We start from the raw sequence: 14,642 nt of genomic DNA on the forward strand, positions 1-14,642 counted from the left end.
CCCACGGGGGCGGTCAGCGCTCCAGTGTGATCGACCGAGCCACACCGATTTCCGTGAGGAAGCGCTCGTCGTGCGACACCACCACGAGTGCGCCTTCGAACGCCAGGAGTGCCTGCGTGAGATGCGCGAGACTCGGAAGATCGAGATTGTTCGTCGGCTCGTCGAGCATCAACAACCGAGGTGCCGGATCGGCGGCGAGGAGAATCGCCAACGCAGCGCGCAATCGTTCGCCACCCGACAGTGCGCCGGCGGCGCGGTCGGCGTCGGTGCCGCGGAACAGGAAGCGCGCCAGGCGCGCCCGGATATCCTGTGGTGAACAATGCGGTGCTCGCAACGCGGCGTTCTGTACGATGGACAGTTCGTCGTCGAACACGTCGAGTCGCTGGGGAAGAAGCGCGAACGGCACCAGCGGTGGGGCGTCCACGATGCGATGCAGCAGCGTCGACTTCCCAGAGCCGTTCGAGCCGCGCAGCGCGATGCGTTCCGGCCCGACAACCTCGATCGGGCCGTCCAGGACCCGCTGAACTGGATATACCGCGGTGGCAGGAAGATCCACCCGGATCTCCCGGTCGTCGCGCACCGCGTCCTGAGCATGCGAAAGCTGTGCGCGTGCCGCCTCGAGATTGCCCTCGTGCTCGCGGCGCAATCGGCCCGCGGACTCCTGGGCTGCGCGCTTGCGTGCACCCATGATGATCTTGGGCTCACGCTTGTTCTCGAACATTTTGCGCCCGTAGCGTTCCCGACGATCGAGAATGATGTGGGCGGCCGACAATTCGCGGGCCTGCCTGCGTACATCGTTGCGGGCATCCCGGACCGCCGCGTGCGCGGCCTCTTGCTCCGCCGCGACGATCCGCTCGTACTCGCTGAAGTTGCCACCGAACAAGCGCAGCGCGCCGTCCCGCAACTCGGCGATCGTATCCATCCGTTCGAGCAGATCACGGTCGTGGGAAGCCACGACGAGTGTTCCGGTGAACTGCCGTAGCGCCTCGTACAACCGGCCGCGCGCGGCGGCGTCGAGATTGTTGGTCGGTTCGTCGAGTAGCAGCACCTGCGGATCGTCGATCAACCGTGCGGTGAGTGCGATCAGTACCGTCTCACCTCCTGACAGCGTCCCGACGGTGCGATCGAAGTCGTTCCGATTGCGCAGGATTCGGTCGAGTCCGAGACGGTGGACGGTCGCGATCGCACGTTCTTCGAGGTCCCAGCGATCGCCGACGATCTCGAAGTCTGTGACGCATCCGTCGCCGGATTCGATGCGCCGCATCGCAGCCCGGACAGTCTCCAGTCCCAGCACAGTCTCGACCCGCAGTGTGGGGTCGAGCGTAATATCCTGTGGCAGGTAGCCGACTCGCCCACGGGCCGTGGCCGATCCGCGTGTCGGTGTCACGATTCCCGAAACGATATGTAGCAGAGTCGTTTTGCCGGAACCGTTGCGTCCGACGAGGCCGGTGCGTCCGATCGGGACGGTGGCGTCGAGTCCGTCGAAGAGGAGGGTGCCGTCGGGATGCGCGTAGTGCAGGTCGGACAGGGAAATGCCGATGGGAGAGGTCATGTGAACTCCTGGAGGTAGCGACGTGCCGCACGTTTCGGACGTGCGGGGTGCGAAACCTCTACAGGAGCAAGGGCCTTCTCCGATCGACGAGAACAAGACGCCTCCACGATAGGAAACGGCATCGGAACGTGCAACCCATTTGTGCGCCGATGCTTCCGAGATCTGCCTCACTATTCGGAATCCGCCCGTGCTGATACCGGTGTGGATTCCGAATCGGCGCGTGATGTCGGCACGTGCAGCCGATGCGGACCGGGGAGATGCGCGGTGGCGGTGACGGCACGGGTGGTCGGATTCGGGCATGATCGAACGTGTGCGCCTTCTTCGACGACGAATGATCCTGCCGCTCGTAACGGCGGCTGCGCTCGTGGCGGCCGGATGCTCTTCCGGCCCCGATCAGCCGGACACCGTCGCCGAACAGTTCGCGGAGGCACTCGAGGAGGGAAACATACAAGGCGCCGCGGACCTGACGACCGACCCTGCAGCGGCGGCCTCGGCGATCGGCCGAGTGTTCGACGGACTCGGTCCCGACACACCCGACATCACACTCGCCGGCACGGGCGACGACGGCGCGTTCGAACTCGACGTGGTGTGGCGGTGGGACCCCGACGTGGCGGCGGGTGCGGCCGCGTCACCCGAGTGGTCCTATCGCACGACCGGGTCCGCCGTCGACGGCGACTCGGGTTGGCGGATTCGCTGGGATCCTGCGGTCGTCGCGCCCACGCTGACCGCCGACACGTCGTTGCGCCGCATCCGGACGGACGGTGTGCCCGCGGCGGTGCTCGACCGTGACGGGCGGCCACTGATGGAACAGCAGGTCGTCACGCTGGTGAACCTCGACGCGACCGCGGACCCGGTGGCGGTCGCCGCGGTTCTTGCGACGATCGTGCCGACGATCACCGCGGAGTCGCTGAGCGCCGAACTCGCGGCAGCCGGTTCCGGGCAGGCGACGGCCGTGACGTTGCGCGGCGAGGACCTCGCGCCCGTCGAGGCGCAACTGGCGGCGTTGCCCGGAGTGACCTTGGCTGCGCAGACGCGCTTGCTGACCGTGGACCGGGCGTTGGCATCGCCGGTCTGGTCGGGTCTCACGGATCTGTGGCAGGACGGACAGGACGCGGCGGCAGGCTGGGCCGTCCAGTCGGTGCAGGCGGACGGCACGGCGACGCGGTTGGCCGGGGTCGACGGATCGGATGCGCCGGATGTGCACACGACGGTGGATCTCGGGTTGCAGGCGCGCGCGGAGGCTGCGGTCGCGTCGGTGCCGCAACCTGCGGTCGTCGTCGCGGTGGAAGCGTCCACGGGTGCGGTGCGCGCGGTCGCGCAGAACGCCGCAGCGGACAGTGCGGGAGCGGTGGCACTGACCGGCCTGTACCCGCCTGGGTCGACGTTCAAGACGGTGACGACGTCGGCGGCGCTGCAGGCGGGGACGGCGGATCCGGACACCGTGCTGCCGTGCCCCGGTGTCGCGACCATCGAGGATCGTACGATTCCGAACGACGACAGCTTCGATCTGGGGCCGGTGCCGTTGCACACGGCGTTCGCGCATTCCTGCAATACGACGATGGCACGATTGGCGGTGGACCTGCCCGCGTCAGCACTGCCGGACGCTGCGGCACAGTTCGGGCTCGGTATCGACTATGTGACACCGGGGTTGGTGACCGTGACCGGCAACGTCCCGGTCCCCGAGTCTGCGGCGCAGCGGGTCGAGTCGGCCATCGGTCAGGGTGCGGTGACGGCGTCGCCGTTCGGGATGGCGATGGTCGCGGCGTCGATCGTGGGTGGCTCGACGCCGTTGCCGATGATCGTGCAGGGTGAGCCTGCGGTCGCGGATCCGGTGGTGGACCCGCCGTCCGCGGCGACAACTGCTGCGTTGCGAACTATGATGCGCGAGACCGTGACCGACGGGACTGCAACCGCGCTACGCGACATTCCTGAACTGATCGGTAAGACGGGGACTGCGGAGTACGGTGACAACAGCGGGGCGCACGGGTGGTTCATCGCAGGGCAGAACGATCTGGCCTTCGCGGTTTTCGTTGCAGGGGCGGGTAGTTCGGCTCCGGCAGTGGATGTGGCCGGGCGAATGTTCAGGGGGTGATTCGGGGCGCGTAGTCCAACTGTGACAGCATTGTAGGCAAGCTGCGCTTGAGGCTCAAGTGACTGAAGTGAAGGTTGAACTGTATGAGTTCCCGGGAACGGCGACGAGTGCGAATGGTCGCGCTCATCTCCGCGCTTGTGATCGGCGTGGCGGCGGGGGTCGCGGCGTTCACACTCACCGATTCCCGCACGGACGCGGAACGGCTCGTCGGCGACTTCGTCGCCGAACTCAACGATCGTGATGCCGAGGGTGCGGCCGCGCTCACGTCCTATCCGAACGCGGCGTCGGCGACGCTGACCCAGCTGTTCGACGGCCTGTCCGACGGCACCGTCGACTACGACATCACCCAACTGGTCGAGCTCTCCGACGAATCCGGCTACTTCACTCTCTCGGGCAACTGGAACTTCGGTCCGGACAAGGACTGGGCGTATCAGGTCGACGGTTCCGTCAAAAAGCTCGCCGTCGGCTGGCGGGTGTCGTGGAGCCCCGACGTCGTCGTGCCCGATCTCGGGGGCGGGCGCACCGTGCACCATGTCCGCACCGACGCCGCGCCGCCGCGGATCTTCGATCGGAACGGGCAGCTGCTGATGGACGAGCAGACGATCAACACGGTTGTGCTCGATCCCGCGACGATGCCCGACCCGGTGCTGACGACGACGCTGCTCGGCGATGTCCTCGCCCCCGTCGCGCCGGTCATCACCGCACTGTCGTTGCAGCAGCGCCTGACAGATCAGCCCGGGGAGCGGATCGCCGCCGTCAAACTGCGCGACCAGGACTACCAGTTCCTCGAAGACTCCATCGTCCCCATTCCCGGTGTCGAGGTGATCAAGACACCGACGCTGATCAGCTCGGACCGCCGGGTCTCGAGCCCGCTGCTCGACTCGCTGCGCGGCGCGTGGCAGCTCGAGCGCGATCGGACCGCAGGATGGGCCGTGACCCTGGAGGACCCGCAGAGCGGTCCCATTCAGGTCGCCGGCTTCCAGGGTCCACCGCCGCCGGATCTCGCCTCGACCCTGGACTCGCACGTCCAACTCGCCGCGAAGGAAGCGGTCGTCAGCGTCGGCACCCCCGCCGCGATCGTCGCGATCCAGCCGTCCACCGGGGGCATCCTCGCGCTCGATGTGAACAACCAGGCGATGGAACTCGGCCCCGTCGCGACCCGAGGGTTGTATCCGGCGGGCTCTGCTGCGGACCCGATCCGGCTCGCGGCAGCAATCGCCTTGGGGAAGGACCCGTCGCAGGTCAGCACCGCCGAGCTCGGCAACGTCGCGCGCAGCCTCGGCCTCGGCCTCGACTACACCGTGCCCGGATTCGACTTCGAAACCGCACAGTTCGGGCAGGACCGTGACGGTGTCGTGCAGTTCACGAGTTCCCCATCGGACAACGACACGCTACTCAGCCCGCTCGGGGCAGCGCTGCTCGCCGCATCGGTCGCCCGCGGAACATCGCCGCTGCCGACGATCGTGCAGGGTCAGCCTGCGACCGTGTCGGACCCGGCTGATCCGCTGCCTCCTCGAGCGATCGACGCGCTGCGCGGAATGATGGTCGACAACGTTCAGAACGGGCCGGCGTCGTTTCTGAAGGGGCACCCCGGGTTGACGGGTATCGCCGCGCAGAACGACAACGACCGCTGGTTCTACGGTGTCAGCGGCGACCTCGCGTTCGCCGTGTTCGTCGCGAACGCCGACGGCGGTGACCGCGCCGTCAAGATGGCAGACATGTTCCTGCGCGAACTCGCGAAACCGGCCGACGCGTTCTGACGCTTCGCCACGGGGCGGTCGGGTTGTCAGTGCACGCCCTGCATCATCGTGCGGATCCACGGCGAGATCAGGGCCAGCACGATGCCGACGGCGATCGACGCCCCGCCGATCCAGAGGTAGTAGGGCACCTCGTTGTTCTCGTCGTAGAACTTCGCGAGGGTGCCTGCCATGGCCGTGCCCAGCGCCACCGACAGGAAGAACAACGCCACCATCTGGGTGTGGAAGCTCTTCGGAGCGAGTTTCGTCGACAGCGACAGGCCCACCGGGGACAGGAACAACTCGGCGAAGGTGAACAGCAGCAGGATGCCGGCCAGACCGAGCAGCGGTGCGCTGTTGGGTCCGCCGCCGGACATCGGGATGAAGCACAGGAACGCGATGCCCATGATGATGGTGCCGATCGCGAACTTGATCGGTGACGACGGCTGCCGCGAACCCAGCTTTGTCCACGCTGCCGCGAACACACCGGCGAAGATGATGATGAACACCGGGTTGATCGATTGCACCCACGACGGCGGGAACTCCCAGCCGAACAGATTCCGGTCGAGGCGGGTGTCCGAGTACACCGCGACCATCGTGAACTGCTGCTGGAACAGCGACCAGAAGGCGGCGCTGGCCAGGAACATCGGGATGAACGAGATGACGCGTTTGCGCTCGATCGGCGTGATGGACTTGTTCGACAGGATGACCACGAAGTACACGACCGCCGCGATGATCGTCGCGGTCACGACGAGGTCCGACATGTTGCCGGTCGTGATGAGCCCGGTCAGCGCGGCAACCGCGACGATCACCACTGCGACCACCGCGATCAGTGCAACGCGTATGCGGAGCGCTTCCGGCAGCGGGTGCGGCGGGGTGGCACCGATCCCGGCGAGGCGTTTACGTCCCAGCGAGTACTGGATCAGGCCGATGCCCATGCCGATCGCGGCGAGCCCGAACCCGTAGTGGAAGCCCATGTTGGTCTGCACCCAGCCGGTGAGCAGTGGGCCGACGAGAGCGCCGAGGTTGATGCCCATGTAGAAGATCGAGAAGCCCGCGTCGCGGCGCTCGTCCTGTTCTCCGTACAGATCGCCGACCAGCGACGTCGCGTTCGCCTTGAGGCCGCCGCTGCCGACCGCGACGAGGACCAGGCCGACACCGACACCGGCCAGACCGGGTATCAAGGCCAGCGCGATGTGGCCGGACATGATCAGCACGGCACTGTAGAACAGGGTGCGTTCCGAACCGAGCAGCCGGTCGGCGATCCACGCGCCGAGGATCGTCGACAGGTATACGGTGCCGCCGTAGGCACCGACGATCGACGTGGCGGCCACCTTGCTGACCCCCAGCCCGCCCTCGGCGGCCGAGTAGTACAGGTAGTAGATCAGGATGCCCTGCATGCCGTAGAAGGAGAATCGCTCCCACATCTCGACGCCGAACAGGTTCGCCAGGGCAAGAGGCTGGCCGAGGAACCGGCGGTCGGATTGTGATTCCGGGCGGGCGGCGGTGTCACTCATGAAGCACACTGTCCCACCGGGACGATGTGCGCGCGGAGGATTCGCGGGTGTCAGCGCTTCGCGGTGTCGCGGTGGACCCACCTGCGGTCGATCAGCCGCCAGCCGACCAGGAACACGCCGAGGAACAGTGTTGCGACCACGATGAAGGCGGTCGCGGTGCCCTGCCCGGTGACCACGCGCAGCAGCATGCCGACGACCAGCGTGCACAGCCACACCAGGACGCCGGTCGGGACGGCGGCGCGGGCGTCGAATTTGTCGCGGTAGAGCATTGCAGTCGCGAACCAGCCGACGGTCAGCCCGGCGAGAAACGGCCATGCGGTCGTCGCAATCCCCGGAATGCTCAAGGTTTCGTCGTGGCTCGAACGCCCCAGGGCGGCGAAGACCACGACGAGGACGATGTCGATCACCAACGCAGGCGCGTACTTTCTCACGAGATCAAGCGTAGGTCGGAGACGAAAACGAGCGTCGCCCGGGACGGACGACGCTCGCTCGGTGGGGTTCGACTCAGGCCTGCAGGCCCGCCTCGATCTCGAGGGAGATGGTGATCTTGTCGCCCACGACGGCGCCGCCGCCCTCGAGCGGCATGTCGATGCTGATGCCGAAGTCCTTGCGGTTGATGACGGTGGTGGCCTCGAAGCCGGCGACCGGACCGTTGCCCATGCCCGCGTTGACGCCGTTGAACTCGAGTTCGAGTTCGACGGGCTTGGTGACACCGTGGAGAGTGAAGTCACCGTCGACGACGTAGCTCTTGCCGGTGCTGCGGACGCCGGTGGAGGTGAAGGTCGCGGCGGGGAACTGCTCGGCATCGAAGAAGTCGGCGGACTTGACGTGGGCGTCGCGGTCGGCGTTCTTGGTGTCGATGGAGTCGACGGCGATCTCGGCGGTCACGGCGGCGGTGCCGTCGTCTGCGACGGTGATGGCACCGGAGAAGTTCTGGAAGCTGCCGCGGACCTTGCTGACCACGAGGTGGCGGACGGTGAAACCGACGGTCGAGTGGACGGGGTCGATGGCCCAGGTGCCTGCGGTCAGGCCGGGGAACGTGATGGTGGTGGAGGCGGTGGTCATGGCAACTCCTCGTGTCGGTGGACAGCGTTGTCGATGAACATTCTTGATTGAATATTCAACTTCTGATGGGTCCATCATGCCACCGAATGATTGACTACGCAACTACTCGGTGGGGCGGATCACTCCGGATACTGCACCGGGGAGGCCAGATGGGTCAGTCGCCTGCGGCCGCGCAACTGCACCTCGTCGCCCAGCGCCCACTGGTTCCGCTCGTCGTCGTCGGCGAAGTACAACGCACTCGACGAGGCCAGTACGCGGCTCGGGCGTAGCTTCGCGAGCTCGGTCAGGCGCGACGCCTCGTTCACCGGATCACCGATCACGGTGTACTCGAATCGCTCGGCGGCACCGATGTTGCCCGCGACCGCGAGACCCGCCGACACACCGATGCCGATGTCGAGACCGGTGATCTCGTCCAGCGCGAAGCGCAGTTCTCGCGCGGCGGCCAGCGCCGCCGTGGGCGCATCCGGGCGGTCCAGCGGTGCCCCGAAGATGGCGAGCGCCGCATCGCCCATGAACTTGTTGACGAACCCGTGATGCCGATCGACGACATCGACCACGACCCGGAAGAACTCGTTGAGCAGGTCCACGACCTCGCTCGGCGGTCGTTCCGCGGCGGTTGCTGTCGAGCCGACCATGTCGACGAACAGCACCGCCACGTAGCGTGTCTCGCCCCCGAGTTCGGTTCCGTACTGCAGTGCGCGACGGGCGACGTCCTCGCCGACATGCTGACCGAACAGTTCGCGCAGCCGCCGCCGCTCGTCGGACTCGGCCATCATGCGGTTGAAGCCGACCTGGAGCCGGCCCATCTCGCTGCCGTCGAACACCTCGACCTGCACGCCGGTCGCGCCGCGCTGCACCCGCTCGATCGCCCAGCGCAACTGCTTGACCGGATCGGAGATCTGCGCCGACGTCAGTGTCGAGAGCACCAGTGCCAATCCGATCGCCATAACCGACAGCGCGAGGATCGCCCACGACAGCGAATCCGACGAGAACTCCATCTCCGACGTGAGCTGGGTGACGCACAGCAGCATGATGCCGGCCACCGGCATCAAGGTGCCCAGGCCCCAGGTCATCGCCAGCCGGGTGCCGACGCCCGGCGCCATCGTCCGATCGAACCTGCCTTCGCTGAGTGCCTGAGCGGCCACCGGGCGCAGGATCCGCTCGCCGAGCATGTAGGTGAACCCGAACGTGCTCGTCGCCGCCATCGCAACGGTGATCGCCACCGCAGCGGCCAGTGACGGCATCTCCTCGGCGGTGAGGAAGACGAACAGTACGCCGCCGAGAATCCACAGCACCAGGTGCACGATTGCCTGCCGCAGCGGTGCGTGCAGTGCGGCCATCTGCTCCGAGCGTGTCGGCGGGCCGCCGCGCAACTGCCAGCGCACCACCGAACGCAGCATCAACGCCGCGGCGGTGAGGCTGACGGCACCGGCGAACGCCAGGTACACCGCGAACACGGCGAAGTTGCGGACACGGTCCGCGATGATGTTCTCCGTCTCCGCGATCGGGATGCCGTAGCGGACGAACGCGAACACCAGCAGGGCGCCGAACAGATTCGAGGCGCCCATCGAGACCATATAGAGGGGCCAGCGACTACGCAGCGTCGTCGCAACAGCCCGGTATGACCTCAACACGACTTCAAATCAAACCACTGTGGCTGCCCTCACAGTATGTCGTGGTCGGCAAAACGCGTCACCGGAGCGTTACGATCTGCTCGATCGCACGAACCTGGGAGACATCGGCAATGGGAGGAACCGGACGAACGCGGCGCGATGCCGATCCGGATGCGCCGTTGTGGCGAGCATCGCAAGTATTCCGGATCGTCACCCTGGTTTATGCGGTCAGCTCCCAGTTCTCGACCGTCCCGAACTACACGAAACCCGGCCTGAGCTGGTTCTTCATCGCGTTACTCGCGGGCTGGTCGATCTTGTCCGCAGTGCTGCTGGCGCGGGGGACGACACCGCGCGCGGCGATCGTGGTGCTCGACCAGGTCGTCGCGATCGCCCTTATGACCGCAACCCGGCTCGTCGCCGACCACGAGTGGTACAGCAACCACCAGACGATGCCGACCACATTGTGGGTCGCGGGCGCTGTGCTGTCCGCCGCGGTGCTCGGCGGACCCGTTGCCGGAACATGCTCGGCCCTCGTGATGGCCACCGTCAGCGCCGTCGTGCGTGACCAGATCAACCTCGACCTGTGGCGGGACGCGACCGCCCCCGTGCTCGTCGCCGTCGGTGTCGCGATGGGCTTCGCGACCGTGACTGCCCGCCGCGCCCACCGGCAGCTCGAGCAGGCGGTGCGGATGGCGGCCGCCACCGAGGAACGGGACCGCCTCGCCCGGCAGGTCCACGACGGGGTGCTGCAGGTGCTCGCCCTGGTGCAACGACGGGGGAACGAACTCGGCGGACCGGCCGCCGAACTGGCGGTCCTCGCAGGCGAGCAGGAAACCGCGTTGCGGATGCTCATCTCCGAACAGGACGCCGAGGTCGACCGCGGTGAGGAGCAGGTGGATCTGCGCGCACTGCTACGGGCCGGCGCCGGCGCGAACGTGACGGTGTCCGCCCCCGCCGACCCCGTCCTGCTCGACCGGGCCCGCGCCGTCGAACTGGCCGCCGCCGCGGCCACCGCCCTCGACAACACCGACCGGCACGCCGGTCCCGGCGCGAGAGCCTACGTGCTGCTCGAGGACCTCGGTGACGACGTGGTCCTCAGCATTCGGGACGACGGTCACGGCATCGCCGAGGGGCGCCTCGCCGAGGCGCAGGCACAAGGCCGAATGGGCGTGTCCAAGTCGATCGTCGGCCGGGCCGAGTGGCTCGGCGGTGTCGCGGTCCTCGACAGCGCTCCCGGTGAAGGCACCGAATGGGAAATCCGGATACCGCGGGTGAGCACTCGTGGATGACCGCCGAGCGCACGAACCCGGCACTCCCATCACCGTGATGGTCGTCGACGACCATCCCATCTGGCGTGATGCCGTCTCCCGGGACCTCGAGGCCGCGGGTTTCCACGTCGTCGCAGGCGCAGACAGTGTCGCGTCGGCCGGACGGCGGGCGGCGGTGGTACGGCCGGCCGTCATCCTCATGGACATGTCGCTGCCCGACGGCAGCGGTACCGACGCCACCGTCGCGGTGCTGCGCGTCTCGCCAGGGACTCGGGTGCTGGTGCTGTCCGCGTCGTCCGAACGCGACGACGTGCTCGGCGCGGTGAAGGCCGGCGCATCGGGATACCTGGTCAAGAGCGCGTCGGCGGTAGAACTGGTGGAGGCGGTCGAAGCCACCGCGGCGGGGCAGGCGGTGTTCACTCCGGGGCTCGCCGGTTTGGTGCTCGGTGAATATCGGCGGATGTCGGCGACGGCGGACCGCGGCGCACCCGCACCGCCGACGCTGACGGACCGGGAGACCGAGGTGCTCCGGTTCGTCGCAAAAGGTTTGTCCGCCAAGCAGATCGCGGTGAAGCTCACCCTCAGCCACCGGACGGTGGAGAACCATGTCCAGGCGACGTTGCGAAAGCTGCAGCTCGCCAACCGGGTCGAACTGACTCGCTACGCGATCGAACAGGGTCTTGAATAGTGATGCAGCTCAAGGTATTCGACGTCGGAGCCAGGTGCGGACCGCTTCGTCCTCGGTGAGTTCCACGGCACGGCCGAACGCAGCGCGGGCGTCATCGACACGTCCCGCCCGGACCAGCAGGTCGGCGCGGACAGCGTGGAACGGTTGATACCGGGCCGCGGCCGACGCGTCGATCGTGCCGAGGACGTCGAGACCCGCGTCCGGTCCGCGACTGTGCCCGACGATCGCGGCCCGCGCGACCCGTGCACCGAGGGTCGGGGCCACCTCGACCAGTGCCCGCGACAAGATGTCCAGTGCCGGCCAATCCGTGGCCCCGGTGTGCCGGCGCGCGGCGTGGACGGCGTGCATCGCAGCGTCGAGTTGGAAACGTCCGGGTCGCGCACCCGCCGAAGCCCTGCGCAGCGAATCCTCACCGCGCTCCACGAGTGCGGTGTCCCACGACGCTGGATCCTGCTCGTCGAGCGGGACGAAGGTCGCGTCGATCGCGTCGGCCCGGCTCAGCGACAGCGCGACCAGCGACGCCAAGCCCCACGCTTCGGGTTCGTCGACGGATTCGGCGAGTGCGGTCGCCAGATACAGCGCTTCGGACGCCATATCGATGTTGCCGCACGCGCGGGCGATCGTGAAGCAGCCGTAAACCGCTTCGAGCACGGCGGGAATGCGTTCGGGCCGCGCGGACCGCTCCGGAACCACGAACGGGATCCGCGCGTCCCGGATTCGCCGTTTCGCGCGGACCAATCGTCCAGCCATCGCCGACGGTGCGACAGCGAACACCGATGCGACCTGCGCCGCGTCGAAACCGAGAACGGTCTGCAACATCAACGGCGTGCGCGCGGACTCGGCGATCGCGGGATGCGCGCACACGAACAACAGTGCGAGCCGTCGATCCGGGATCGCATCCGCATCGATGTCGTCGAAGACGGGGGCTCGGTCTGCGCCGCGGTCGACGGCCGCGTCGAGTGGAGTGGACGTGCGACGCGCAGCCGACTTCCACACATCGCGCTGCCGGTTCCGGGCGACGGTGAGCAACCACCCGTCCGGATTCGCCGGAACACCGCGTTCGGGCCAGGTCAGCAGGGCCTGCTCGAACGCCGACGCCACGGCGTCCTCAGCGAGCGCGAGGTCGCCGGAACGCGACGCGAGCAGCGCGACCAGGCGGCCACGTGAGCCGCGCGCCGCGTGCTCGGCGGCGGCCCACGCATCCGACTGCCTCACGTGTTCGGTGTCCAAATACCACCGACCGTGTGCGTTGCTCCCGGCCGGATCTCGACCGCGCCCCAATCAATCGGAGGGGCCTGCCGCGCCCACTCGATCGCGGCATCGAGGTCGGGGACGTCGACGACGACGGTGCCGCCCAGTTGTTCCTTCGTGTCGGCGAACGGCCCGTCTTGCACCCGCAGATCACCGTCGACCATCCGCAACGTGGTCGTCAGATCGGACGGAGCCAATACCTCGGCGCCGATCAGGACTCCGGCCTGCTCCAGCGTGGCCGCATAGGCGGCGAACGCCCGTCTGCCGGCTTCGATCGTGTCCTCGCCGATCGACCCGCCGGTTTCCTCCGGATAGTGCATCAGAATCGTGTATCGCATTCGACGTGTCCCTTCTCCTGGTAATCCCGACTCGATCCTGCCGAGTTCGTCCGTCCGAGCGCGGCGGCTCGGAGAATTCGCGGGCACCGATACGAGTTCTCACCGGGATGACGATCGGGGCACCGCCGAATCGACACGTGGCCGATCGACACAGGCGGGACCGAACATCAGCGGCCACCTACTGTTGTGTACATGGACTCGAGGGATCTGCGGGTATCGGACGCCGAACGCGAACACGTCGGGCAGTTGTTGCAGCAGGCCGTGGGGCAAGGCATGCTCTCGCTCGGCGAGTTCACCGAACGCATGGATACGGTCCTGGCCGCCAAGACCAGAGCCGACGTCAATCAGGTTCTCGTCGATCTGCCCGGGATCGCGTTACGTCCGGAATATCTGCAACAGATCCAGGCACAGCACATGCCGGTGCAAGCCCCGGCCTCCGGCACACCGTCCGCCGCCGGTGCAGCGGTGATCCGCGGACGCATGTCCAACCTGTCCCGCAAGGGGCGGTGGGAGGTGCCGTCCACGGTGCGGATCGACACGCGGATGTCGACGGTGGTGCTCGACTTCACCGAAGCGGTGATGCGGACCCAGGTGGTGCACATCGACCTGAACGACTACCTCGGCTCGGTCACCCTCATCGTGCCGATGGAGGCGACCGCTGACGTCGACAGCGTCGACATGGTCGGGTCGAGCACCAACTCGAAGGTGCGGTCCGGGGCGCCGTTCGGGCCGCTGCACCTCGTGGTGACCGGAAAATTGCACTTCAGCTCGCTGACAGTGCGGCACCCGTTGGGCACCGCACTGCGTAAGCTGTTGCGCTGATCGCGCGGCGCACGCTGTTGCGCTGATCGCGCGGCGTACTACGGGCGGCGCTGCCGGGCGATCAACTCACTGACACTGATTCCTCCGGCGTTGTCCTCGTCGCCGTGCCTTCCCGTCGGCGGTCCGGAACGCTCCGGGTTCGGGTCGCGGTACCGGCCGAGCTGCGGATCCTGATCGCGCGGCGTCGCAGGCCGATCGGGTGCCGGGCGCGCCGGGCGGGGTGGTTCGACGCCGGGCGCGGTGCGTCGCAACTGCGACAGCCAGTTTTCGATGGCCTGGGGATCGCGGGTCCGTGCAGGTTGGGTTCGTGCAGGTTGGGGTCGCGCAGGCTGGGTCTGCGCAGGTTGGGGTCGTGCCGATTCGGGTCGTGGCGCAGGCGCCGGTGCCGGACCGGGGGGTGGCTGCTGGGGGGCCTGCGGACGCACGTACGGGTGCGGCAGCGGCGGTGGTACCGGGCCACGCTGGCGGCGTGGCAGTGGCGGGATCGACGGGATCGACGTCGGCGACTGCGGGTCGGGCGCGGACGCCGAACCTTGACCGTCCCGGCGAGGCAGGGCAGGGACGATCGTGGCGGACACGCGCGGGAAGGTGGTGCCGCCGTGCGGTGCCACGGTTGTCGGTGGTGACTGGGGCACCGAGCTCGGCGACTGGGTTTCCGCGGGACGCGGTCCGTCGGGTGTGTTCCGCCGCGGCAGTGGTG

At 67.7% G+C, this 14,642-nt stretch carries 12 protein-coding genes and 1 pseudogene; 5 read left to right on the forward strand and 8 right to left on the reverse strand.

Annotated features, from left to right (window positions below):
• Nucleotides 1-13: 13 nt before the first annotated feature.
• Nucleotides 14-1,552 (reverse strand): ATP-binding cassette domain-containing protein, encoded by a 1,539-nt coding sequence (locus WAX14_RS12145; RefSeq protein WP_422628310.1) that lies wholly within the window; start codon nt 1,550-1,552, stop codon nt 14-16.
• A gap of 298 nt (nt 1,553-1,850) precedes the next feature.
• On the opposite strand from WAX14_RS12145, the gene WAX14_RS12150 reads away from it, so the two are divergent.
• Nucleotides 1,851-3,644: a penicillin-binding transpeptidase domain-containing protein gene (locus WAX14_RS12150; protein WP_422628311.1), complete on the forward strand. Its 1,794-nt coding sequence runs from the start codon at nt 1,851-1,853 to the stop codon at nt 3,642-3,644.
• 113 nt (nt 3,645-3,757) lie between these two features.
• Complete coding sequence (locus WAX14_RS12155; protein WP_422628319.1) at nt 3,758-5,404, forward strand: NTF2-like N-terminal transpeptidase domain-containing protein; 1,647 nt, start codon at nt 3,758-3,760, stop codon at nt 5,402-5,404.
• A gap of 26 nt (nt 5,405-5,430) precedes the next feature.
• Here WAX14_RS12155 and WAX14_RS12160 read toward each other — a convergent pair whose 3' ends face one another.
• The 4 genes from WAX14_RS12160 to WAX14_RS12175 form a co-directional block, all read right to left on the reverse strand.
• Nucleotides 5,431-6,897 carry a peptide MFS transporter gene (locus WAX14_RS12160; RefSeq protein WP_422628312.1) on the reverse strand — a complete coding sequence of 489 codons (1,467 nt, stop codon included), beginning with the start codon at nt 6,895-6,897 and terminating at the stop codon, nt 5,431-5,433.
• Nucleotides 6,898-6,947: 50 nt separating this feature from the next.
• Nucleotides 6,948-7,328 (reverse strand): DUF3054 domain-containing protein, encoded by a 381-nt coding sequence (locus WAX14_RS12165; protein ID WP_422628313.1) that lies wholly within the window; start codon nt 7,326-7,328, stop codon nt 6,948-6,950.
• Between the two features lie 73 nt (nt 7,329-7,401).
• Entirely contained in the window at nt 7,402-7,962 is a 561-nt protein-coding gene (locus tag WAX14_RS12170; RefSeq protein ID WP_422628314.1) for a YceI family protein, read from the reverse strand.
• A 119-nt stretch (nt 7,963-8,081) separates the two neighbouring features.
• Complete coding sequence (locus WAX14_RS12175; RefSeq protein ID WP_422628320.1) at nt 8,082-9,539, reverse strand: adenylate/guanylate cyclase domain-containing protein; 1,458 nt, start codon at nt 9,537-9,539, stop codon at nt 8,082-8,084.
• 167 nt (nt 9,540-9,706) lie between these two features.
• Between WAX14_RS12175 and macS the strand changes: the two genes are divergently transcribed.
• The gene (gene macS / locus WAX14_RS12180) at nt 9,707-10,864 is read left to right on the forward strand and encodes a MacS family sensor histidine kinase (RefSeq protein WP_422628315.1); all 1,158 of its coding nucleotides are present in this window, start codon (nt 9,707-9,709) and stop codon (nt 10,862-10,864) included.
• A gap of 37 nt (nt 10,865-10,901) precedes the next feature.
• Nucleotides 10,902-11,531 (forward strand): response regulator, encoded by a 630-nt coding sequence (locus WAX14_RS12185; protein ID WP_422628321.1) that lies wholly within the window; start codon nt 10,902-10,904, stop codon nt 11,529-11,531.
• Nucleotides 11,532-11,540: 9 nt separating this feature from the next.
• Here WAX14_RS12185 and WAX14_RS12190 read toward each other — a convergent pair whose 3' ends face one another.
• Together WAX14_RS12190 and WAX14_RS12195 are read right to left on the reverse strand one after the other, a co-directional pair.
• On the reverse strand, nt 11,541-12,746 hold the full coding sequence (locus tag WAX14_RS12190) for an RNA polymerase sigma factor (RefSeq protein ID WP_422628316.1): 1,206 nt from the start codon (nt 12,744-12,746) through the stop codon (nt 11,541-11,543).
• Nucleotides 12,743-13,120: a YciI family protein gene (locus tag WAX14_RS12195; RefSeq protein WP_422628317.1), complete on the reverse strand. Its 378-nt coding sequence runs from the start codon at nt 13,118-13,120 to the stop codon at nt 12,743-12,745. The genes WAX14_RS12190 and WAX14_RS12195 overlap by 4 nt, the downstream gene beginning before the upstream one ends.
• Before the next feature lie 192 nt (nt 13,121-13,312).
• Here WAX14_RS12195 and WAX14_RS12200 point away from each other — a divergent pair, with 192 nt between their 5' ends.
• Complete coding sequence (locus tag WAX14_RS12200; protein WP_422628318.1) at nt 13,313-13,942, forward strand: DUF1707 SHOCT-like domain-containing protein; 630 nt, start codon at nt 13,313-13,315, stop codon at nt 13,940-13,942.
• Between the two features lie 38 nt (nt 13,943-13,980).
• Here the strand turns inward: WAX14_RS12200 and WAX14_RS12205 are convergent.
• Nucleotides 13,981-14,642, reverse strand: a pseudogene (locus tag WAX14_RS12205) (hypothetical protein); the annotation flags it as partial.

Source organism: Rhodococcus sp. (in: high G+C Gram-positive bacteria) (assembly GCF_049299235.1).
Classification (GTDB): domain Bacteria; phylum Actinomycetota; class Actinomycetes; order Mycobacteriales; family Mycobacteriaceae; genus Rhodococcus.